This is a genomic window from bacterium Scap17 (assembly GCA_013376735.1).
GTDB lineage: Bacteria > Pseudomonadota > Gammaproteobacteria > Pseudomonadales > Halomonadaceae > Cobetia.
Map to the genome: position 1 here is coordinate 75,950 of VINJ01000001.1, position 20,030 is coordinate 95,979.

General features: G+C 61.6%; 21 protein-coding genes. 12 read left to right on the forward strand and 9 right to left on the reverse strand.

The window, feature by feature from the left end; genetic code table 11:
* The first annotated feature begins 4 nt into the window (after positions 1–4).
* Together FLM52_00335 and FLM52_00340 are read left to right on the forward strand one after the other, a co-directional pair.
* The gene (locus FLM52_00335) at positions 5–634 is read left to right on the forward strand and encodes a glutathione S-transferase family protein (protein NVN54269.1); all 630 of its coding nucleotides are present in this window, start codon (positions 5–7) and stop codon (positions 632–634) included.
* A gap of 730 nt (positions 635–1,364) precedes the next feature.
* The gene (locus FLM52_00340; GenBank protein NVN54270.1) at positions 1,365–2,666 is read left to right on the forward strand and encodes a DUF4172 domain-containing protein; all 1,302 of its coding nucleotides are present in this window, start codon (positions 1,365–1,367) and stop codon (positions 2,664–2,666) included.
* 173 nt (positions 2,667–2,839) lie between these two features.
* Here the strand turns inward: FLM52_00340 and FLM52_00345 are convergent, their stop codons facing one another.
* Positions 2,840–3,649 carry a hemolysin III family protein gene (locus tag FLM52_00345; GenBank protein ID NVN54271.1) on the reverse strand — a complete coding sequence of 270 codons (810 nt, stop codon included), beginning with the start codon at positions 3,647–3,649 and terminating at the stop codon, positions 2,840–2,842.
* 134 nt (positions 3,650–3,783) lie between these two features.
* The gene (gene ribA / locus FLM52_00350) at positions 3,784–4,419 is read right to left on the reverse strand and encodes a GTP cyclohydrolase II (GenBank protein ID NVN54272.1); all 636 of its coding nucleotides are present in this window, start codon (positions 4,417–4,419) and stop codon (positions 3,784–3,786) included.
* Positions 4,420–4,743: 324 nt separating this feature from the next.
* Here ribA and hemE point away from each other — a divergent pair, with 324 nt between their 5' ends.
* The 7 genes from hemE (at position 4,744) to FLM52_00385 (ending at position 12,330) form a co-directional block, all read left to right on the forward strand.
* Positions 4,744–5,841 carry a uroporphyrinogen decarboxylase gene (gene hemE / locus FLM52_00355; GenBank protein ID NVN54273.1) on the forward strand — a complete coding sequence of 366 codons (1,098 nt, stop codon included), beginning with the start codon at positions 4,744–4,746 and terminating at the stop codon, positions 5,839–5,841.
* A 79-nt stretch (positions 5,842–5,920) separates the two neighbouring features.
* Positions 5,921–6,307 carry a VanZ family protein gene (locus FLM52_00360; GenBank protein NVN54274.1) on the forward strand — a complete coding sequence of 129 codons (387 nt, stop codon included), beginning with the start codon at positions 5,921–5,923 and terminating at the stop codon, positions 6,305–6,307.
* A gap of 287 nt (positions 6,308–6,594) precedes the next feature.
* Positions 6,595–7,458 (forward strand): polyamine aminopropyltransferase, encoded by an 864-nt coding sequence (gene speE / locus FLM52_00365; GenBank protein ID NVN54275.1) that lies wholly within the window; start codon positions 6,595–6,597, stop codon positions 7,456–7,458.
* Between the two features lie 430 nt (positions 7,459–7,888).
* The gene (locus FLM52_00370; GenBank protein ID NVN54276.1) at positions 7,889–8,914 is read left to right on the forward strand and encodes an amino acid ABC transporter substrate-binding protein; all 1,026 of its coding nucleotides are present in this window, start codon (positions 7,889–7,891) and stop codon (positions 8,912–8,914) included.
* A 268-nt stretch (positions 8,915–9,182) separates the two neighbouring features.
* Positions 9,183–10,373, forward strand: coding sequence for an amino acid ABC transporter permease (locus tag FLM52_00375; protein NVN54277.1), 1,191 nt, complete (start codon positions 9,183–9,185; stop codon positions 10,371–10,373).
* Positions 10,374–10,383: 10 nt separating this feature from the next.
* Positions 10,384–11,523, forward strand: coding sequence for an amino acid ABC transporter permease (locus FLM52_00380; GenBank protein NVN54278.1), 1,140 nt, complete (start codon positions 10,384–10,386; stop codon positions 11,521–11,523).
* A 78-nt stretch (positions 11,524–11,601) separates the two neighbouring features.
* Positions 11,602–12,330 carry an amino acid ABC transporter ATP-binding protein gene (locus FLM52_00385; GenBank protein ID NVN54279.1) on the forward strand — a complete coding sequence of 243 codons (729 nt, stop codon included), beginning with the start codon at positions 11,602–11,604 and terminating at the stop codon, positions 12,328–12,330.
* Between the two features lie 144 nt (positions 12,331–12,474).
* On the opposite strand, the gene FLM52_00390 is transcribed toward FLM52_00385, so the two are convergent.
* Entirely contained in the window at positions 12,475–13,023 is a 549-nt protein-coding gene (locus FLM52_00390) for a hypothetical protein (GenBank protein NVN54280.1), read from the reverse strand.
* Positions 13,005–13,331, reverse strand: coding sequence for a hypothetical protein (locus tag FLM52_00395; protein ID NVN54281.1), 327 nt, complete (start codon positions 13,329–13,331; stop codon positions 13,005–13,007). The genes FLM52_00390 and FLM52_00395 overlap by 19 nt, the downstream gene beginning before the upstream one ends.
* 31 nt (positions 13,332–13,362) lie before the next feature.
* Here FLM52_00395 and FLM52_00400 point away from each other — a divergent pair, with 31 nt between their 5' ends.
* Positions 13,363–13,791 (forward strand): host attachment protein, encoded by a 429-nt coding sequence (locus FLM52_00400; GenBank protein NVN54282.1) that lies wholly within the window; start codon positions 13,363–13,365, stop codon positions 13,789–13,791.
* A 176-nt stretch (positions 13,792–13,967) separates the two neighbouring features.
* Here FLM52_00400 and FLM52_00405 read toward each other — a convergent pair whose 3' ends face one another.
* Positions 13,968–14,915 (reverse strand): LysR family transcriptional regulator, encoded by a 948-nt coding sequence (locus tag FLM52_00405; protein NVN54283.1) that lies wholly within the window; start codon positions 14,913–14,915, stop codon positions 13,968–13,970.
* 286 nt (positions 14,916–15,201) lie between these two features.
* Between FLM52_00405 and FLM52_00410 the strand changes: the two genes are divergently transcribed.
* The gene (locus FLM52_00410; GenBank protein ID NVN54284.1) at positions 15,202–15,978 is read left to right on the forward strand and encodes a ferredoxin--NADP reductase; all 777 of its coding nucleotides are present in this window, start codon (positions 15,202–15,204) and stop codon (positions 15,976–15,978) included.
* 145 nt (positions 15,979–16,123) lie between these two features.
* Here FLM52_00410 and glnK read toward each other — a convergent pair whose 3' ends face one another.
* The 3 genes from glnK to FLM52_00425 form a co-directional block, all read right to left on the reverse strand.
* Positions 16,124–16,462 (reverse strand): P-II family nitrogen regulator, encoded by a 339-nt coding sequence (gene glnK, locus FLM52_00415; protein NVN54285.1) that lies wholly within the window; start codon positions 16,460–16,462, stop codon positions 16,124–16,126.
* Positions 16,463–16,611: 149 nt separating this feature from the next.
* Positions 16,612–17,859: an ammonium transporter gene (locus FLM52_00420; protein NVN54286.1), complete on the reverse strand. Its 1,248-nt coding sequence runs from the start codon at positions 17,857–17,859 to the stop codon at positions 16,612–16,614.
* Between the two features lie 31 nt (positions 17,860–17,890).
* Positions 17,891–18,229 (reverse strand): P-II family nitrogen regulator, encoded by a 339-nt coding sequence (locus FLM52_00425; protein ID NVN54287.1) that lies wholly within the window; start codon positions 18,227–18,229, stop codon positions 17,891–17,893.
* A gap of 437 nt (positions 18,230–18,666) precedes the next feature.
* On the opposite strand from FLM52_00425, the gene FLM52_00430 reads away from it, so the two are divergent.
* On the forward strand, positions 18,667–19,041 hold the full coding sequence (locus FLM52_00430) for an accessory factor UbiK family protein (protein ID NVN54288.1): 375 nt from the start codon (positions 18,667–18,669) through the stop codon (positions 19,039–19,041).
* A 94-nt stretch (positions 19,042–19,135) separates the two neighbouring features.
* On the opposite strand, the gene FLM52_00435 is transcribed toward FLM52_00430, so the two are convergent.
* Positions 19,136–19,405 carry a hypothetical protein gene (locus FLM52_00435; GenBank protein ID NVN54289.1) on the reverse strand — a complete coding sequence of 90 codons (270 nt, stop codon included), beginning with the start codon at positions 19,403–19,405 and terminating at the stop codon, positions 19,136–19,138.
* Between the last annotated feature and the right edge of the window lie 625 nt (positions 19,406–20,030).

Genomic DNA, 20,030 nt, shown 5'->3' on the forward strand with positions numbered 1-20,030 from the left:
GACCATGTTGACTCTCTACAGCTATCCAAATTCCCGCTCGCTGCGGGTCGCCTGGACACTAGAGGAACTGGGGCTCGAATACCGGATTCATGGTCTGGATCTGAAGGCCGGTGAGGGGTACAGCCCTGAATACCTGGCCATTCATCCCGATGGCAAGGCGCCAGCCCTGGTGGATGGTGAGCTGGTCCTGTTCGAGTCCAGTGCCATCTGCCGCTACCTGGCGGCGCGAGAAGGGCGACTGCTGCCACAATCGCTGGCTGGACAGGCACAGATGGATCAATGGCTCAGTTTCCTCACCACCGAGCTTGAGCAGCCGCTGTGGACATTGGCCAAGCACACCTTCGCGCTGCCGGAGGACCAGCGCTGTGATGCCATCAAGCAGACAGCCCAATGGGAATTCCAGCGTGCTCTCAAGACACTCCAGCGCCGCTTCGGTGGTCAGGGTTGGCTGGTGGCCGATGAATTCAGTGTCGCCGATATCTTCCTCGCCCAGACCCTCAGCTGGGCGCAGATGGCCGGGCAACCTCTGCCGGCCGTGCTTGAGCAGTGGGGCGAAGAGGTGCGGGCGCGTCCGGCCTGCGAGCGGGCCCGTCAGCGAGAGCAACAGGCCGCCGAGGAGCGTCAGCAGCACTGAGCCCTGTTGCCAGAACTGATGTCGAAAGCCGTCGTCGAGCGCCGCAACAGGCCAAGCTGACGGGCTGATCTTTCCTGCATGTTCTGCAATGAAGTCATGAGAGCGCTCTGAGAGCGCGTACACGCCACGAGGCGCCATCCTGATATCAGGGTGGCGCCTTTTGCATTTTTGAGCCTCAGAAGACGCTTGCAGGGCGCCTGACGAGGTTGAGAGGTCGCCTTGCGCGTTCAGCGGCGTCAATCGTCGGGGGCGCGCCCCAAGCCGTTTGGTGACGGCTGGCTCAGGGCGGCTCGAGGCAGTCAGTTCGAGCCAAGTCAGTTCGAGACAGGTCAGTTCGAGACAGGTCAGTTCGAAACGGTGCGGTGCGCCAGGGCGGCGCGAGGCAGGCCATCGATCGAGGATGGGTTTCAGCCATCAGGCGCTGAATGATGCGCTGTTGAGTCTTTTGCGTATCTATTGATGATTCGATAATTGATCTATTTTGTCATGATGGTCAAATGTTGGTCTTCATGAGGGCGTAGGTAGCACTCATGCGATGTGAGCAGCGACATATCCGATAAAAATCATGGGGTTGAGAGGTTTATTAGATTTTTATGACATGCAATCGATCAATTTGAGAGCGGTGATCGCATATTGTCTATTTTTCGTATCATTTTTTGATTCGGTATATGGTTTATTGCGGATCTTTTTGCTAAGATGTTGATGAAAACCTCAATGGGGATAACAACTTATGTGGATCTGGCAGCAGCCTGACTGGCCACGGGGGCAGTTGGAGGTCATGCCCTTGATGGGGCAGTTGGCGGCGACCCAGGCGGTGATGTCGCCGCTGGTCGCTCAGGGGCAGAATCTCTATCCCCGACAACGCCTGCGTCTCGAGGCGACGCTCCTCAGTGAAGAGATGGAAGCCAGTGCCCAGCTGTCCGGTGTGGTGCTCGGGCGGGCGGCGTTACGTGACGCGCTGTATCAGGCGCTGGGGCTGGAGTCCGGCCATCAGGAGTCACCGCGCGGGCCGGCGCCTGGTGTCGACGTCTTCGTGGATGTGACGCTGGAAGTCGTGCGCACGGCATTCCAGCCGCTGACCCGCCAACAGGTGCTCGAGTGGCATCGGCGTCTGGGGCCTTTCCTGCCGCGCAGCAGTGGTCAGCCACTCGGTGCATGGCGTGAGGCGCGCTACGAAGCGGTCAGCGGTCGTTACGGTCTCAAGCGCTTGCGCTATCGCGCCCCGGCGGAGAACCCCGATGCGCTGGACCGGGAGCTGGATGTCTTCTGGCAGCGTCTGGCGACGGAAGAACCGGATGTGGATAACTCAGGGGTGTTGAATGCCCTGCAGCTGCATGCGCACTGGCAGGCGCTCGCACCGCTGGCCTTGGGCAACGGCTTGATCGGGCGCTTGCTGCTGATGCGCTGGCTGACACGAATCGATGCCCTGGCCGCGTTGCAGCAGCAGGGCGAGTTTGTCGGCAAGGTCGCCGAGCGCTGGGAGCCGGAAGCGCTGGAGCAACTCTGCTGGCGCCGCCAGGCGCTGTTCTCGGTGGTGCTCGAGCATCAGGATGAATTGCGCGAGCTGGAGCAGCGTTATCTCGGCAAGCCTCAGACCTCGGCCAGCGGCCATCCGCTACCGCCGCAGCTGGACCGCGCGCTCAATGGTGAAGTGGAGGATGCAGCGCCCGGTGACATGAATGTCTGGGCCGAGTGGTGGCTTTTGCGTCTGCGCGACGCCGGTCGTCGGACGGCCTTCCATTACCAGCGCGTCCAGCGTGCCGAGCGACTGTGGCTGGAGCACGCGCGTACACCGCTGAATGCCCGCCAGCGCGAGCTGGTGCTGACATTGCTGGAGCGAGACGACGAAGAGGGCGTGGGGCGCGCCGAATACCGTGCCCTGGTCGATACCTCCGACCCTACCGCCGCCCGTGATCTCGCCGACCTGACCGCCAAGCAGGTACTGGAAAGCTACGGTGTCGGGCGCGGCACCCGTTATCGCTTGCCGGTCTTTGCCCCTCAGGGAGACAGCCCTGTGAGAGACGAGCCCTGAAGCGTCAAAAAAATCGCGAGAAAAAAGCGGGAAGGGTCATGACGACCCTTCCCGCTTTTTTGAGGTGGTTTGCCGGTGTTCTCAGTTCCTTGTTCTCAGTGCCGTGTTCTCAAACCTGTGCTTTCAAGCCGGTGTGCTCAAGAGCGCCGGCCAGCGTGGCTGCCCCGATCACGTCATACGGAATACGGCAGCACTGCGGTGTAGATGGCGAAGAAGTGGCAGGTACTGCCACCAAGCACGAACAGGTGCCATATGGCGTGGTGATAGCGCAGGCGCGTCATCAGAAAGAAGATCACGCCTAGGGTATAGGTGATGCCGCCGGCGACCAGCAGGATGAGCCCCGTCTCGGAGAGCTTCTCGACCAGCATCGGCGAGGCGAACACGATCAACCAGCCCATCAGCAGATAGACGCTCACGCGCAGGGCGCTGAAGCGTTCAGGCCAGCGCAGCTTGAGAAAGATGCCGCCCAGCGCGAGCGACCAGATGATGGCGAACAGCGTCCAGCCGGTCGGGCCGCGAAGATTGACCAGCAGGAAGGGCGTATAGGTGCCGGCGATCAGTAGATAGATGGCGCAGTGATCCAGCAGCTGGAAGGCATATTTCAGGCGTGGATGACGGATACCGTGATAGAGCGTCGAGGCCGCATACAGCACCACCAGGGTCAGGCCGTAGAGGCTGACGCTGACGATCTTCCAGGGGTCGACTTCGGCGGCGAGGCTGGCCATCACGATCAGCACGATCATGCCGACGAGGCCCATGACGGCGCCGATGCCGTGGCTGGTGCTGTGCAGCCATTCCTCCAGCCGGGTATAGAGATCAGGTGTCGCGGTGGTGTCGCGTGAATCTGCGTCATCGGCAGGCGATGCGCTGGAAGAGGGTGATGCCGGAGGAGGTGTCGAGGCGGGCCGTGTTGACGAAGGCTGTGATGACTGAGGTTGCGATGAAGAAGGCTGTGATGATGCAGCCGTTGAGTCTTTGCGCATGGCGATGTCTCCGGCGCGGGTTCGACTCCAGCCTACTCTCTGGCGGGTGACGTCGTCATGTCACGCTCGCTGTGCCAGCCGGTCAATCTGCCTACAAAGAAAGGGGGAACCCACCAGGCTCCCCCTGCGCGCGGCTACTCGCTGCGTTCGATATCGACGTCGCTTGCCTGGGTGAAATCATCCAGTGCCATCATGTGGCCCAGCTTGCCCGCCTTGGTCGAGAGGTAGTGCTCGTTGTGCGGGTTCAGGCCGGTGGTGATCGGCTGGCGCTCACTGATGGTGACACCATCACGGGTCAGGGCATCGACCTTGCGCGGGTTGTTGGTCATCAGCTTGAGAGCGCTGACGCCGAGATGCTCCAGCATCGGCACACAGATATCGTAGCGGCGCATGTCAGCCCCGAAGCCGAGGCGCTCATTGGCTTCGACGGTATCGGCGCCGCCATCCTGCAGCTCATAGGCGCGAATCTTGTTGAGCAGACCGATGCCGCGGCCTTCCTGACGCAGATAGAGCAGCACGCCGCGGCCTTCGGCGGCAATGCGTTTGAGCGCTTCCTGCAGCTGATAGCCGCAGTCACAGCGCATCGAGATGAGGGCGTCGCCGGTCAGGCACTCGGAATGCACGCGGCCCAGTACCGGCGCGCCGTCATCGATGTCGCCCAGGGTCAGGGCGATGTGGTCCTTGCCGGTGGTCTCATCCTCGAAACCGTGCATGGTGAAGGTCGCCCAGGGCGTTGGCAGCCGCGAGGCGGCGATGAATCGAATGGTCACTGTTCACCTCGAACGCCCGGACAATCGCCGGGCTGAAAAAGCGCGGGCATGCGGTGGTCCGGCAATGTCTCGATGAGTCGCTCGAGATACCGGCGGCCAGCATGCAGTCATGTGGCGAGTTTACCAGTCTGTGGCCGATGACTCATCGCTCTGTATGGAAAAGCGTTGTTGCCGCCACCACCACAATGGTCGGATGACGCCAGCAAAGGGACTACAAAGGTGGGGCGATTTGCCAATGCATTTGTTGCATCACCACGATGGGCGGGATTTTTCTCAGGCTCTGATAGAATGCCGAGACATTCCCCGAGCTGATGTGTGATTCCGATGACCTTGAAGAATGATCGCTTCCTGCGCGCGCTGGCCCGTCAGCCGGTCGACCGTACTCCCGTCTGGATGATGCGCCAGGCTGGCCGCTATCTGCCGGAATATCGCGAAGTCCGTGGTCAGGCCGGTGGCTTCATGGACCTGTGCATGGACACCGCGCGTGCCTGCGAGGTGACGCTGCAGCCGCTGGAGCGCTTCCCGCTGGATGCCGCCATCCTGTTCTCCGACATCCTGACCATCCCGGATGCCATGGGGCTGGGCCTTTACTTCGAGACCGGCGAAGGCCCGAAATTCCGCAAGACAGTGCGGACTGCCGAGGAAATCGCGGCGCTGAGCGTGCCGAATGTCGAGCGTGATCTCGATTACGTCATGCGTGCCGTGTCTACCATCCGTCGTGAGCTGAACGGCCGCGTGCCGCTGATCGGTTTCTCCGGCAGCCCGTGGACACTGGCCACCTATATGGTCGAGGGCGGTTCCAGCAAGGACTTCCGTCACGTGAAAGGCCTGATGTATTCCAATCCGGAAGCCATGCATCAGCTGCTCGACACCCTGGCGCAGGCCGTTACCGACTACCTGAATGCCCAGATTGCTGCGGGTGCACAGGCGGTGCAGATCTTCGATACCTGGGGCGGTACCCTGTCCACGCCGGCCTATCTCGAGTTCTCGCTGCGCTACATGGAACAGATCGTCGCCGGCCTCAAGCCGGACAGCGAAGGCAACCGTGTGCCAGTGATCCTGTTCACCAAGAATGGTGGCCAATGGCTCGAGCACATCGCCGCCACCGGCTGTGATGCCGTCGGCCTCGACTGGACCACCGAGATGTCCAATGCGCGTGAGCGTGTCGGCCATCGTGTGGCCCTGCAGGGCAACCTGGATCCGAATGCACTGTTCGGCACGCCAGCCGCCATTCGTGCCGAAGTCGGGCGTATCCTCGACAGCTACGGCCAGGGCCCGGGCCACATCTTCAACCTCGGTCACGGCATCAGCCAGTTCACCGACCCGGGTAACGTCAATGCCCTGATGGATGCGCTGCACGAGCTGAGCCCGGCCTACCATCAGGATGACGCCGCCAATGCGACACCGGTCGCCCGCGGCTGATGGGGGAGTCCTGCATGGTCTTTTCTGCTGTCATCCCTGTGGCTGCCTGTAGAAGGTGGCAAGCAGCAGGGCAGCCAGCATGACGCCGGCCGAGCAGCGTCTCACCCCACGCCGCGGTTGGGCCTTCGTGGCGCTGCTGTGCCTGTTGCTGATCCTTTTCGGCACGCTCTCCCCGGGCGTGCCACATCCGGAGCAGACCTTCCCCTGGGACAAGCTGCAGCATTTCTCCGCCTTCGCGTTGCTGGCGCTGACCACACGGCTGGCGGGCTTGACCAGCTTGATCATCCTGCCGCTCCTGCTGCTGCTGGGCGTCGCCATCGAATGTCTGCAGCTGGCGATTCCCTATCGCGGCGCTGAGGTGCTGGATGCCCTGGCGGACCTCGCCGGCATCCTCATCGGGCTGGGAGTGTTTCAGTGCGTCAGGCTGATTCTCCATCTGGTCCGCCTCGGGCCGGCTTCTCGCTGAGCCTCTCCTCCGGGCCGAGTGTCATCGCTACGCGGCCTGTCTGAAATTGTCATGCATCAACACTTTCCACTCCGCCCGTCTTTGGCTATGGTGCAGCGCCTGCGCCATGTTGGCGCTTGCCCGGCATGTCGCGTATCACGACATCACGCCGCATGGTCGTCATGCGGGCCGTGAACTGCCGGCCTGACGCTGGCGCAGTGCTGATTGGCGCAATTTCCGATGGCCATCGTGCCGTCTCTATCCATACCTTGATATCCCGTCTGTGATATCCAATGCGAGGGTCCCCCATGACCGAACGTCTCGATGGCTCCTGGTTTACCGAAATCTTCGATCGCCACGGCAGCGCCTTCTCGCTCAAGGTCAGCCACAAGCTGCATGACGAGCAGACTCCTTATCAGCACCTCGAAGTCTATGCCACCGAGACCTACGGCAACCTGATGGTGCTGGACGGCTGCGTGATGCTGACTGACCGTGACAACTTCCTCTATCACGAGATGATGTCGCATCCGGCGCTGTTCGCTCATGCAGACCCCAAGCGTGTCGTCATCATCGGCGGTGGCGATTGCGGCACCCTGCGTGAGGTGCTCAAGCACCCGGGCGTGGAGAAGGTCACCCAGATCGATATCGATCCGGCGGTCACGCGTGCCTCCGAGCAATTCTTCCCGGCGCTGGTCGAGTCCAATCACGACCCGCGCGCCGAGCTGCTGTTCGAGGATGGCGTCAAGTGGGTCGATAACTGCCCGGACGAGAGCATCGATGTGCTGATCGTCGACTCCACCGATCCGGTCGGCCCGGCGGAAGGTCTGTTCAAGACAGACTTCCTCAAGCGCTGCCATCGTATCCTCAAGCAGGGCGGCCTGATGGTGCAGCAGAGCGAGTCCCCGCTCTATCACACCGATTCCATCATCAAGGACCTGCGCAATGACATGGGCGAAGCGGGCTTTGATAGCGTCGCGACCCTGCCCTTCCCGCAGCCGGTGTATCCGTCCGGCTGGTGGAGCTGCACCCTGGCGGGCAAGGGCTGTGACGTGAAGTCCTTCCGCGAGGAAGATGCCGCTGCCGCCACCTTCGCGCGTGACTTCTATACCGTCGAAGGCCATCGCGCCGCCCTGGTGCTACCGCCCTTCATGCAGCGCCTGCTGGAGAAGTGATCCGCATGCATCTTGCGGTGGCAAGCAAGCCCCATCAGGCACGAAAACGTGCCTGATGGGATGAACAAGCGTTGAGTCAGTCAGACCGAGACATTGGTCGCAATCTGCCACTCGCGCCACATCGCTGCACCGCCAACGGCCGTTTCGCAATGAAACGGCCGTTTTTATTTTGCACCGATATGAGGCGAACTGGTCTTGTCAGGCGCCTAACTGCGCGGCAATCGCGCGGAATGATCCGCCGCCCCACCTCGAGGCTTTGGCCTATATCACTGGGTTTTAGCGCTTTTTTCAGCGTTGAACGCAGCGGATCACGCGATAGGCGGAAATTGGAACGCGGCTTGCTATTGTCGATAGGTGCCATGCAATGCATTGCACCACTTCTGACTCGAGGCTGATCGAGCGGACTCCAGACTTTCGCGAGGGAATCACGATGCATAACAACAAGAAGCCACTGCTGATCGCTAGCGCCGCTGTCCTGGCCGCCTCCATGGCGACAGGCGCCAGTGCTGCGACCCTGGATAGCGTCAAGGAAAAGGGCTTTGTCCAGTGTGGCGTCAGCACCGGCTTGCCGGGCTTCTCGGCACCGGATGACGCCGGCAACTGGCAGGGCATCGACGTTGATGTCTGCCGCGGCGTTGCAGCGGCCGTACTGGGCGATGCCAGCAAGGTGCGCTATGTACCGCTGACGGCCAAGGAGCGTTTCACCGCGCTGCAGTCCGGCGAGATTGATGTCCTGTCCCGCAACACCACCTGGACGGCGACCCGTGACACCTCACTGGGCCTCAATTTCGCTGGCGTGAACTATTACGACGGCCAGGGCTTCATGGTCAGCAAGGACCTGGGCGTCTCCAGTGCCAAGGAGCTGGACGGGGCAGCCGTCTGCATCCAGTCCGGTACCACCACCGAGCTGAACCTGGCGGACTACTTCCGCCTCAATGACATGTCCTTCGAACCGGTCGTCTTCGATACCTCCGATCAGACCGTCAAGGGCTTCGAGGCTGGCCGCTGTGATGTCCTGACCTCCGACCAGTCCCAGCTCTACGCGCTGCGTATCAAGCTCTCCGATCCGGCGTCCGCGATGGTGCTGCCGGAAGTCATCTCCAAGGAACCGCTGGGCCCCGTCGTCCGTCAGGGCGATGACCAGTGGTTCAACATCGTCAAATGGACCCTGTTCGCGCAGATCAATGCCGAGGAGATGGGGCTGACCTCCGACAACATCGAAGAGAAGAAGGCAGATACCAACCCGAACGTCGCGCGTCTGGTCGGTGCCGATGGCAACTATGGCGAAGCCATGGGGCTGCCGGCTGACTGGGCCTATCAGGTCATCAAGCAGGTCGGTAACTACGGCCAGATGTTCGAGCGCAATGTGGGTACCGGCTCTGCACTGGGTATCGAGCGTGGCTTGAACGCACTGTGGACCGATGGCGGCGTCCAGTACGCCCCGCCGGTTCGCTGATGCGCGGGCTCGCCCTGTACTGCGGGTGGGCCTTGCCCGTCATGACAGGCTGAGCAAGGACGCTGGCCAGGGGAAGTGAGCGTCTTGCTCCACTTCCTCTGGCCAGCGTCATGTGGGGCCCGGTAGCAAGAATTTCCACATGAGGCCCAGCCTGTGAGGCCCAGCCTGTTCCTCGTGACCCATTCATCGAGTGCCGAGAGATAACTGACCTGCCGTTCGATAGGACGGCAGGCGGAAGTCGCATAGCTTTCCGGCGGAGATTGCCTGTATGACACAACCTGCTTCTCGCCCGCCGGCCACGGTCAAGCCGCCATTCTGGCGTGACCCGGCCAAGCGGGCACTGATCTTCCAGCTATTGATGCTGGCAGGCGTGTTCGGTGTGTTGGCGATCATCGTCAGCAATACCCTGACCAACCTCGAAAGCCGTGGCATCACCACCGGCTTTGCCTTTCTGGACAACACCGCAGGCTTTGGCATCCTGCAGAGCCTGATCGACTATTCCGAGCAATCCACCTATGGCGATACCTTCATCGTCGGCCTGCTCAATACCTTGTTGATATCCGCACTGGGTGTCATTGCCGCGACCGTGATCGGCTTCATCATGGGGGTCGCGCGTCTGTCCCCCAACTGGCTGATCTCGCGACTGGCGGCGGTCTATATCGAAGTCTTCCGCAACATCCCGCTGCTGCTGCAGATCTTCTTCTGGTATTTCGCCGTTTTGAGAACCCTGCCGAGTCCGCGTGGCTCGCTGTCGCTGGGCGAGGCGTTCTTCCTCAACGTGCGCGGTCTGTTCGTGCCGGCCCCCATCACCTCCAGCGGTTTCTCGGCGGTGATTGCGGTGCTAGTGCTGGCCGTCGTCGCCAGCGGCATCTTCAGCTACTGGAACCGCCAGCGTCAGGCACGTACCGGTCAGCGCCTGCCGGCGGTCTGGATCTCGCTCGCTCTGATCATCGTGGCGCCGCTGCTGGCCTACTTCGCGATGGGCATGCCGCTGAGCTGGGAGCTGCCGGAACTCAAGGGTTTCAACTTCCGTGGCGGTATCACGGTCGTCCCCGAGTTCCTTGCCCTGTGGGTCGCGCTGTCGGTCTATACCGCAGCCTTCATCGCCGAGATCGTGCGTTCCGGCATCGAAGCGGTACCGCACGGCCAGACCGAAGCGTCACGGGCGCTGTCGCTGTCCGGTGGCATGACACTGCGTCTGGTGGTGGTGCCGCAGGCGCTGCGCGTCATCATCCCGCCGCTGACCAGCCAGTACCTGAACCTGATCAAGAACTCGTCGCTGGCCACGGCCATCGGCTACCCCGATCTGGTCTCGGTCTTCGCGGGTACCACGCTCAACCAGACCGGTCAGGCCATCGAGGTGATCGCCATGACGATGCTGGTCTATCTGACCATCAGTCTGCTGGTCTCCATGTTCATGAACTGGTTCAACGCCCGCATGGCGTTGGTCGAGCGCTGAGGGTCTGCCCATGTCGATTGAAAAGACGTCGATTGAAAAGACCCTGTCACGGGTCACCGAGAAGATGATCGATTCCCGTCCGGCGCCGAGCGACAGCATCGGCGCGGTGGCCTGGCTGAGAGCCAATCTGTTCGCCGGACCGATCAATACGCTGTTCACGCTGTTCGCGCTGTATCTGGTCTACCTGCTGGTGGTGCCCAGCCTGCAGTGGGCGCTGATCGATGCCAGCTGGAGCGGTACCTCACGAGAGGACTGCACGGGGGAGGGCGCCTGCTGGGTGTTCATCAGTGCGCGCCTCGATCAGTTCATCTACGGCTTCTACCCGAGTGAGGAAACCTGGCGGGTCGATATCGTCTTTGCCGTCTTTGCGGCGTTGATCGCCTGGCAGGCGATTCCGAAGCTGCCGGCCAAGGGCTGGGTCGCCATCGTCAGCCTGGCGGTGTTCCCCTTCATTGCCTACTTCCTGCTGCATGGCGGCAGCTTCGGCCTCGAGATCGTCGGCACCCACGAGTGGGGCGGTCTGATGCTGACGCTGGTGCTGGCGGTGGTGGGTATCGTGGCGGCACTGCCACTGGGGATCCTGCTGGCGCTGGGGCGTCGCTCCGAAATGCCGATCGTGAAGAGCATCTGTGTGGTGTTCATCGAGTTCTGGCGCGGTGTGCCGCTCATCACGGTGCTGTTTATGGCCTCGGTGATGCTGCCGCTGTTCGTGCCCGGTGAGGTCAATCTCGACAAGCTGGTGCGTGCGCTGATCGGCATCACCCTGTTCCAGAGTGCCTACATGGCGGAAGTGGTGCGTGGTGGCCTGCAGGCGATCCCGAAGGGACAGACCGAGGCCGGCATGGCGCTGGGGCTGGGCTACTGGCGCAACATGGGGCTGATCGTGCTGCCCCAGGCGCTCAAGCTGATGATTCCCGGCATCGTGAATACCTTCATTGCCCTGTTCAAGGACACCTCGCTGGTACTGATCATCGGGCTCTTCGATCTGCTCGCCATCGTGCAGGCCGGTCTCGCCGACCCCAAATGGCTGGGCTACTCCATCGAGGGCTATGCCTTCGTGGCGCTGGTCTTCTGGGTCTTCTGCTTCAGCATGTCGCGCTACAGCCAGTATCTCGAGCGCCTGCTGCATACCGGTCACAAGAAGCGCTGATCACGGCGCCAAGGAATCTTCATCATGACAACGACAACATCCACCTCGCAGGGCAACACCGGCGCCGATGAGCGCCCGATGATCGAGCTCAAGGGCCTCAACAAGTGGTACGGCGACTTCCACGTGCTGCGCGACATCAACCTGAGCGTGCGCAAGGGCGAACGTATCGTCATCTGTGGCCCGTCCGGCTCCGGCAAGTCGACGATGATCCGCTGCATCAATCATCTCGAGGAGCATCAGGAAGGCGATATCGTGGTCAACGGCATGCCGCTGACCCAGGATATCAAGCAGATCGAGGCGATCCGTCGCAACGTCGGCATGGTATTCCAGCACTTCAACCTGTTCCCGCATCTGACGGTGCTGGAGAACTGCTGTCTGGCGCCGATCTGGGTGCAGAAGCGGCCGCGCAAGGAGGCGGAAGCCGAGGCCATGAAGTATCTGGAGCGCGTGCGTATCGCCGATCAGGCCCACAAGTTCCCCGGTCAGCTGTCCGGTGGTCAGCAGCAGCGTGTCGCGATCGCCCGCTCGCTGTGTCTGAGCCCGGAGGTGATGCTGTTCGATGAGCCGACCTCGGCGCTGGACCCGGAGATGATCAAGGAAGTGCTGGATGTCATGGTCGAACTGGCCGATGAAGGCATGACCATGCTGTGCGTGACCCACGAGATGGGCTTCGCCAAGACCGTCGCCGACCGCGTCATCTTCATGGATCAGGGCCAGATCATCGAAGAGAACGCGCCGGAGCCGTTCTTCAACAATCCGCAGTCCGAACGGACCCAGCTGTTCCTCAGCCAGATTCTGGGGCATTGAGGCCACGGGCTGATCGGATGCTGTAAGCCGTCAAAAGACAACGCCCCGCGTGATGGAAATCACGCGGGGCGTTGTCGTGTGTGAGTCGCAAGTCAGTCAGTGGGCACTCACTATCAACACATTCCTCTGAGTAAAGAGGCTCGCCTAGAGGCTGGGCTCGGTGCGGCGTACTTCGCTGCTGCGGGTGTCTGGCAGCTCTTCATCGCTGCCCAGACTTGGCTCCTGCGGCTTGGCAACGGCCTTGGGCGATGCAGCGGCAGGCGCATCGGCGGGTGTCTTTATCGCCGTTGCGGCAGCGGGCACTTCTTCGCCTTCGCGCGGCCAGGTGACGCTGCGTGGCTTGCCGACCCAGCTGTCGTCATTGTCGTGCACCGCCGGGCGGCGCGAGATGGAGCGCGTCACCAGCGCCGCGGCATCCAGGGTGTGATTGGTCCCGCGAATGCTCAGCAGGTGATGCGGCGCCATCAGCAACTCGAACAGCAGGCGCGTCATCACGAAGGCCAGCAGGAAGCCACCGACACCCTGCGCCAGTACCGGCCACTGCGCGACCAGCGAATTGTCAGGCCCGATGGGCGTCAATTGCTGCAGCGTCCAGCCGCAGGCAGCCGCCAGCAACCCCAGCTGCAGCATCAGGTGAGCGGTGACCAGCACGCGCCGGGGCAGCGGGCGGCGCATCAGGAGCAGATTGCGCATCGAAACTTCTCCGAAAAAGACCACAGGATGAGGGGAGCGGTGGCAGAAGGGCAGGTGGCACCCCGCGTTGCGCGGATGTTAGCACGCACTTCGCCATCGACGTCATGTCCGGGGGTCGCGACACCCGTGTCGGGAATGGCAACAGCCATGCCGAGGTGGTCGAGCGTTTCGTCGTCTTGCCTTGCAGGTGTCGTGCAGGTGCCCTGCTGGCGGAGGAATCGGCGCGAAATGAACGGCGAGGGTTGAATTTCGCCACGCCGCCTGCATGTCTTGCGATGTACGCCGAGATGATCGTCATTCTTGATCAACGACGCCTCACCAGAGACAGGGAGTGTGTAAATGGTTACTTACATCGTTGCTGCCGATGCCGCACGTGCACGTATCTTTGCCCGTGCTGCCGGCAAGGTCACCGAAGTGGAAAGCCTCGTACATCCTGAAAGCCGCCAGCATACCGGTGACCTGAGAACCGGTGGCAAGGGGGAATCCAGCGGCGGGCACGGCAGTCTGCATCAGACTGGCGATGATGGCGCGACCTCTGACAAGCATCAGGACTTCTTCGCCAAGGAAGTAGCGCAATACCTCAAGCAGACGGCCAATGACGGCAAGTTCGATCAGCTGATCATCGCCGCCGCGCCCAAGTTCCTGGGGGCGCTGCGCGACAAGCTCGACAAGCCGGTCGCCAAGCTGGTGACGGAAACCGTCGACAAGGACCTCTCCCACGAGAGCGCTGATGAGATCAAGGCACGTTTCACTGGCCTGACTCACTGATCACCCCTCCTTCGCCTAGAGATCAGGACGCCGCCATCGGAAACGCTGGCGGCGTTTGTGTGTGAGCGGTCACTATCTCCTTGAGGCTCATGTCGTGCCGGCTGGTGTCTCAAGGCTATAGTGGCTTGATGCTCTGTGGCGTCAGTCTCGGTTGCAGAAGGCTGGGCATGTGCGAATCACGGCACCTGCGGCAGGATGATCTCGTCACTGCGTGAGGCGCTGCCGCTCAGGTTGCGGCAACTGGCGACGAATTCGCGCATCGCCTGGGTGATGAAGCGATCACGATGGTGGACGAAGCGATAGGCGCGCGTCAGCTCCAGCCATGGAGTGGGCAGCTCGACGAGACTGCCGCGCCGAAAGGCATCTCTCAGTGCGAGGCGTGAGATGCAGCCGATGCCGAGTCCCGCTTCCACGGCACGCTTGATGGCTTCGGTGTGTTCCAGCTCCAGCATGATGTCGAGGCGCTGTGAGACGCTGGTCGAAGGCCCGTCCAGATGTGGGCGCAATGCCTGCTCGAAGGTGCCGCGTGTGCCGGAGCCACGCTCGCGCATGATCCAGCGAGCCGCCAGCAGGCGCTCAAGCGTGACCTCACCCTGTGCCAGCGGGTGTGACGGCGCACAGAAGATGCTCAGCCGATCACTGACCCAGTGGGTTGCCTCCAGCAGCGGATGCTCCACCTCGCCTTCCACCAGGCCGATGTCGAGTTCGAAGTGCACCAGCTTTTCGATCAGCTGATGGGTGTTGTGCACGTGCAGCTCGACGCGGCTGGCGGGGTGATGGTGCAGAAAGTCACCGATGATCTGGGGTGCCAGATAGTTGCCGATGGTCAGCGTCGCGCCGATCTCCAGCGAGCCGGTGGCGTCCTGCTGACCGAGCAGCTGCTCCAGCTCCTCGGCCTGGCCCAGCAGCGCGATCGCCTTGGGCAGCAGCTCACGCCCGAGGCCATTGAGCCGCAGACGCTTGCCATGGCGATCGAACAGCCGGCAATCGAACTGACGCTCCAGCTCGGCCAGTGCCGTGCTGGCCGCTGATTGCGACATGGCCAGACTGTCGGCGGCCAGTGAGACATTGTCATGCCGCGCGACCGCCACGAAGACGGCCAGCTGGCGAAGGCTGTAGCGCATTCGACCTCCCGGGGCATGCAGTGAAGGGGCAGAGATGAGGAGGCGAAAGTGAACGCAACGCAGGATTCGCCGTCAGAGCGGGCGGACCCTGCACGATCGAGGTTGAAATGCGATTCATTCGCAACCAATATTGGTAAACTAGATAACCTATATCCAGATAAACCATTTAACGCATAACCCTGCAGTGACTACAATCGCTGCATAGTTCATTGGGTCATAAGCTGTTATTTGTTTATGCCAATAGAGAATATCGAATTCGAGGGGCCACGCCCCGGGAGGCCATCAGGTGAGCAGTCTGACCACAACCGAAGTCATCGACGTCCATCACTGGAACGATTCGCTGTTCAGCTTCCGCACTCAGCGTGAAGACAGCCTGCGCTTCAAGAACGGCCAGTTCGTGATGATCGGCCTGGAAGTCGAAGGCAAGCCGCTGATGCGCGCCTACTCGATCGCCAGCCCGAACTACGAGGAGCACCTCGAGTTCTTCTCCATCAAGGTGCAGGACGGCCCGTTGACCTCACGCCTGCAGCACCTGCAGCCGGGCGATCAGATCATGGTATCCCGCAAGCCGACAGGCACGTTGGTTCTGGACGACCTGCTGCCGGGCGAGAATCTTTACCTGTTCTCCACCGGCACTGGTCTGGCGCCGTTCCTGAGCGTCATCCAGGACCCGGAAACCTATGAGCGCTATGACAAGATCATCCTGATGCACGGCGTGCGCCATGTCTCCGAGTTGGCCTATGCCGACATGATCGCGGAAGAGCTGCCCAAGCACGAGTATCTGGGCGAAGAGATCGCCGAGAAGCTGATCTACTACCCGACCGTGACGCGCGAGGAGTTCCGCAACCAGGGCCGCATCACGGACCTGGTCGAGAACGGCAAGCTGTTCGAGGACATCGGCCTGCCGCCGCTGGACCCGAAGCGTGACCGCGCCATGATCTGCGGCAGCCCGGCGATGCTCGACGACATAAGCGCGATGCTGGATGCGCGCGGCTTCGCCATCTCGCCGAAGATGGGCGTGCCGGGTGACTACGTGATCGAGCGTGCCTTTGTTGAAAAATGATCAGGTCGAGAAGTGATTCGCGAAGATCACTTATGAGCGACAAGTGCTGAAACAAAAAACCGCAGGCCGATGGCCTGCGGTTTTTTTGTGTGCTCATGTCACCCGTCGGGGCAGCACGTCAGTGCCAAAGGCTTGCGCCAGAGGCTCAGACGGCGTCCTTGCCGGTCTCGCCGGTACGGATGCGAATGACCTGCTCCAGCGGCGAGACGAAGATCTTGCCGTCGCCGATCTTGCCGGTGTTGGCGACATTGGTGATCGCCTCGATCACGGAATCGATCATGGCGTCATCCACCGCGACTTCCAGCTTCACCTTGGGAAGGAAGTCGACCACGTACTCGGCACCCCGATACAGCTCGGTGTGGCCCTTCTGGCGGCCGAATCCCTTGACCTCGGTCACGGTGATACCCTGCACGCCAATCTCCGACAGGGATTCGCGCACGTCGTCGAGCTTGAATGGCTTGATGATGGCAGTGACCAGTTTCATCGTGTCTCTCCTTGGGTGATGGTGCGGGTAACGAGGTCTGCTCGTCACGCCGGTCTCTGACTCAAGCATACACCGCTTATCCAGTCAGGAAAAAAGACTCCCGCCAGGTGGCGGGAGTCTTGAGGCTGCAGATGCTGTCACGTCCAGGCTTACTTGCGGCTGGAGGTGAATTCCGGGTAGGCCTCCATGCCACATTCGGCCAGATCCACACCTTCGTACTCTTCTTCCTCGCTGACGCGGATCCCCATGATCGCCTTGATGATCAGCCACACCACGAGGCTTGCGATGAACACCCAGGCGAAGATGGAGGCGGCGCCCAGCAGCTGTGCGGAGAAGGTGGCATCGTCATTGGTCAGCGGCACGGCCAGCAGACCCCAGAGACCGACCACACCGTGCACGGAGATGGCGCCGACCGGATCATCGATCTTCAGCTTGTCGAGACCGACGATGGAGAACACGACCAGCAGACCGCCGACAGCGCCGATCAGGGTGGCAGCACCGACGCTCGGTGCCAGCGGGCCAGCGGTGATGGCGACCAGGCCAGCCAGCGCGCCGTTGAGGGCCATTGTCAGGTCAGCCTTGCGGAACCACAGGCGGGCGAGGATCAGCGCGGCGATGACACCACCACAGGCAGCGGCATTGGTGTTGACGAAGACCTGAGCGACCGCGTTGGCCTCATCGATGTTGGACAGCACCAGCTCGGAGCCGCCGTTGAAGCCCAACCATCCCAGCCACAGGATGAAGGTACCCAGCGTGGCCAGCGGCAGGTTGGCGCCCGGGATGGCATTGATCTCGCCGTTCTTGCCGTACTTGCCCTTGCGAGCACCCAGCAGCAGCACGCCTGCCAGGGCGGCGGAAGCGCCGGCCATGTGCACGATACCGGAACCGGCGAAGTCGCTGAAGCCCGCTGCGCTCAGGAAGCCGCCACCCCAGGTCCAGTAACCCTGCACCGGATAGATGACGCCGGTCATGACCACGGCGAAGGCCAGGAAGGCCCACAGCTTCATGCGCTCGGCGACCGCACCGGAGACGATGGACATGGCGGTCGCCACGAACACCACTTGGAAGAAGAAGTCGGAACGCGCGCTATAGTAGATGTCGCCACCGGAAGCGAGCGCTTCCTCAGCGGTATTCTCGGCACCGATCAGGAAGCCCAGGCTCGGCAGGAAGCCGCCTTCGGCGCTCGAGTACATGATGTGGTAACCGACGACCATGTACATGGTGCAGGCGATGGCGAACAGCGCCACGTTCTTGGTCAGGATCTCGGTGGTGTTCTTGGCGCGGACCAGACCGGCCTCGAGCATGGCAAAGCCGGCTGCCATCCATAGTACCAGGGCGCCACACACCAGGAAGTAGAAGGTATCAAGTGCGTACTTGACCTCGATGATCTCGTTCATGCGGGGTTCTCCTTGTTATTGTGCGCGGGGCTCAGACAGCGTCGGCGCCGCGTTCACCGGTGCGGATACGGATGACATCGTCCAGCGGGGTGACGAACAGCTTGCCGTCGCCGATCTTGCCGCTGTTGGCCGCCTGGGTGATGGCGTCCAGTACCGATTCCACACTGCTGTCATCGACAGCCACTTCAATCTTGACCTTGGGAAGGAAGTCGACGACGTACTCGGCACCGCGATACAGCTCGGTGTGCCCCTTCTGACGTCCGAAGCCCTTCACTTCGGTGACGGTAATCCCCTGCACGCCGTTGTCGGCCAGTGCTTCTCGCACGTCGTCCAACTTGAAGGGTTTGATGATGGCGGTGATCAGTTTCATGTGCTGCCCCCGTTCGCTACCGGAATGATCATTCTTGTTAAGCATGGCCAGTCAGATGAGCTGGCGGCCTGTTCCTGACAAGTGCATCGCACGAGATGTGCCATGCGGCTGAAAATCCTTGTAACTCATCTGGTTATCGCAGAATGGCTGACAGTCTTTCGGCCTGTGCAAAGATGGCTGAATCCGAAGGTCATCTGGCATGCACCGTAATGGTGCTGTTTCTGCGCCTTTGGGTGTGGGGGCAAGTGCTAATGTGGTGCAGGTGTGTGCCTGTCGATGAGGATTGTCTGGTGCAGGATGATGCGGGGCATGCACCCGACTCCAGGGTTGCGTATCCTTGCAGCAGGACACGACGGCCCCATGTACAGGGGTGTCATCATTTTCTGACCGGTAGCCCGTTTGAGGTGGCTGCCGGCCCGCAACGGCTGAGGTGCAGCATGTTCAAGAATGACGTCATCGGGCGTATGGCCCAGCAGATCGGTGAGCGCCTGCAGGATGCCTCGCATGGCCCGGAAGAGCTGCAGAAGTCCGTGCAAGGGGTGATGCGCGGTGCCTTCGACCGCATGGAACTGGTCTCGCGTGAAGACTTCGACATCATGATGGATGTGCTGACGCGTACGCGCAGCCGCGTCGAGTCGCTGGAAAAGCAGGTCATTGCCCTCGAGGCACTGCTGGAGAAGCAGGGGCTGGTAGCGGGCAATGCACCGGCTGCCGAGCCCGCCACGCCAGTGGATGACAAGGGGGAGGCCGCGGTGGCGAAGCGTGAAGCCGCCAGTCATGCCGCGGAAATCGAGCGCCAGCGCGACGCCTGATCCTGTCAGGTGACGGCTGAACCAAAACCGCCACGCCCTTTCGGGGCGTGGCGGTTTTTTGCGTCATGGGCGCCGCTGATTCTCAGGGGCGGCCTCAGGCAGTCTGGGGCCGAGTGCCCAGCATCCAACGAACCAGACCTACCACTGAGGCGATGATCCAGAAGATCTCGATCACGAAGCTGGCGAGGTTGAAATTGATGCACAGGCTGATCAACAGCAGGATCGCCCCGCTCAGATTCATCAGGTTGTAGGTCAGGCTGCGGGCATCGAGTCTGCCGAGCTGCAGCAGGAAGAAGGCGCCGACGACCAGAGTGGTGCCTAGCATGCCGATCACATCCGCCAGGGATGCCAGCGGGGCAAGCATGTCTTGCATGGGTATTGCTCCTGAAACAAGCCGAAGTCGTCCTGAATGGCTGGCCCTTTCCGTGGGTTGGACGATTCTCTGCCGCGCAGCGGCGGCGTTCCGTGAGACAGCTTGGCGGTCCTCCCGGCAAGGCCGGGACAACCGATCAAATATACAGCAGTCGCCGTCCGGCGGCACTCTTGTGGCTCTCTCGAGGACGCTATTGCCCCTGTATGAGCACTTTCTTGGTGCAGCCAGGTCTCGAGTCGGGCTTACACTATGCCCATGTGGCGACTGGTGGTGCTGAAATGCGCCAAAAAAGGCGCTTTTGCATGGAAGCTGCTGCCAAAGCCGCTACTTTTAACTCGCCGAGAGCGTTTGTCGGCAATGCTGGCAGCGTAAGCGTCATGCCGGCGAGAGACCCGTATCGTCAGCCCCGGGCGTGTCGCGACGCGTGAAGCTGAAATGGCAGTCGCAGTCGCAGCCGCAGGGCGCCAGATGCCCTCAATTACCAGGCAGCAATAAGCCGTCACTCAGCGCCAGGTCCTCAGGCGCCAATCCTTGGGTATCAACGACCCGATGCTCGTGCAAATTCCTCGAACGCAGCGCATGCGCCTTCTCTGATTCCTCTCCGCCAGGCGCGCCT

Bases quoted from the DNA above. Each gene is read 5' to 3' on its own strand.
- FLM52_00335 (NVN54269.1), top strand. From the start codon at position 5: ATGTTGACTCTCTACAGCTATCCAAATTCCCGCTCGCTGCGGGTCGCC.
- FLM52_00340 (NVN54270.1), top strand. From the start codon at position 1,365: ATGTGGATCTGGCAGCAGCCTGACTGGCCACGGGGGCAGTTGGAGGTC.
- FLM52_00345 (NVN54271.1), bottom strand. From the start codon at position 3,649: ATGCGCAAAGACTCAACGGCTGCATCATCACAGCCTTCTTCATCGCAA.
- hemE (NVN54273.1), top strand. From the start codon at position 4,744: ATGACCTTGAAGAATGATCGCTTCCTGCGCGCGCTGGCCCGTCAGCCG.
- FLM52_00360 (NVN54274.1), top strand. From the start codon at position 5,921: ATGACGCCGGCCGAGCAGCGTCTCACCCCACGCCGCGGTTGGGCCTTC.
- speE (NVN54275.1), top strand. From the start codon at position 6,595: ATGACCGAACGTCTCGATGGCTCCTGGTTTACCGAAATCTTCGATCGC.
- FLM52_00370 (NVN54276.1), top strand. From the start codon at position 7,889: ATGCATAACAACAAGAAGCCACTGCTGATCGCTAGCGCCGCTGTCCTG.
- FLM52_00375 (NVN54277.1), top strand. From the start codon at position 9,183: ATGACACAACCTGCTTCTCGCCCGCCGGCCACGGTCAAGCCGCCATTC.
- FLM52_00380 (NVN54278.1), top strand. From the start codon at position 10,384: ATGTCGATTGAAAAGACGTCGATTGAAAAGACCCTGTCACGGGTCACC.
- FLM52_00385 (NVN54279.1), top strand. From the start codon at position 11,602: ATGATCGAGCTCAAGGGCCTCAACAAGTGGTACGGCGACTTCCACGTG.
- FLM52_00390 (NVN54280.1), bottom strand. From the start codon at position 13,023: ATGCGCAATCTGCTCCTGATGCGCCGCCCGCTGCCCCGGCGCGTGCTG.
- FLM52_00400 (NVN54282.1), top strand. From the start codon at position 13,363: ATGGTTACTTACATCGTTGCTGCCGATGCCGCACGTGCACGTATCTTT.
- FLM52_00405 (NVN54283.1), bottom strand. From the start codon at position 14,915: ATGCGCTACAGCCTTCGCCAGCTGGCCGTCTTCGTGGCGGTCGCGCGG.
- glnK (NVN54285.1), bottom strand. From the start codon at position 16,462: ATGAAACTGGTCACTGCCATCATCAAGCCATTCAAGCTCGACGACGTG.
- FLM52_00420 (NVN54286.1), bottom strand. From the start codon at position 17,859: ATGAACGAGATCATCGAGGTCAAGTACGCACTTGATACCTTCTACTTC.
- FLM52_00425 (NVN54287.1), bottom strand. From the start codon at position 18,229: ATGAAACTGATCACCGCCATCATCAAACCCTTCAAGTTGGACGACGTG.
- FLM52_00430 (NVN54288.1), top strand. From the start codon at position 18,667: ATGTTCAAGAATGACGTCATCGGGCGTATGGCCCAGCAGATCGGTGAG.
- FLM52_00435 (NVN54289.1), bottom strand. From the start codon at position 19,405: ATGCTTGCCCCGCTGGCATCCCTGGCGGATGTGATCGGCATGCTAGGC.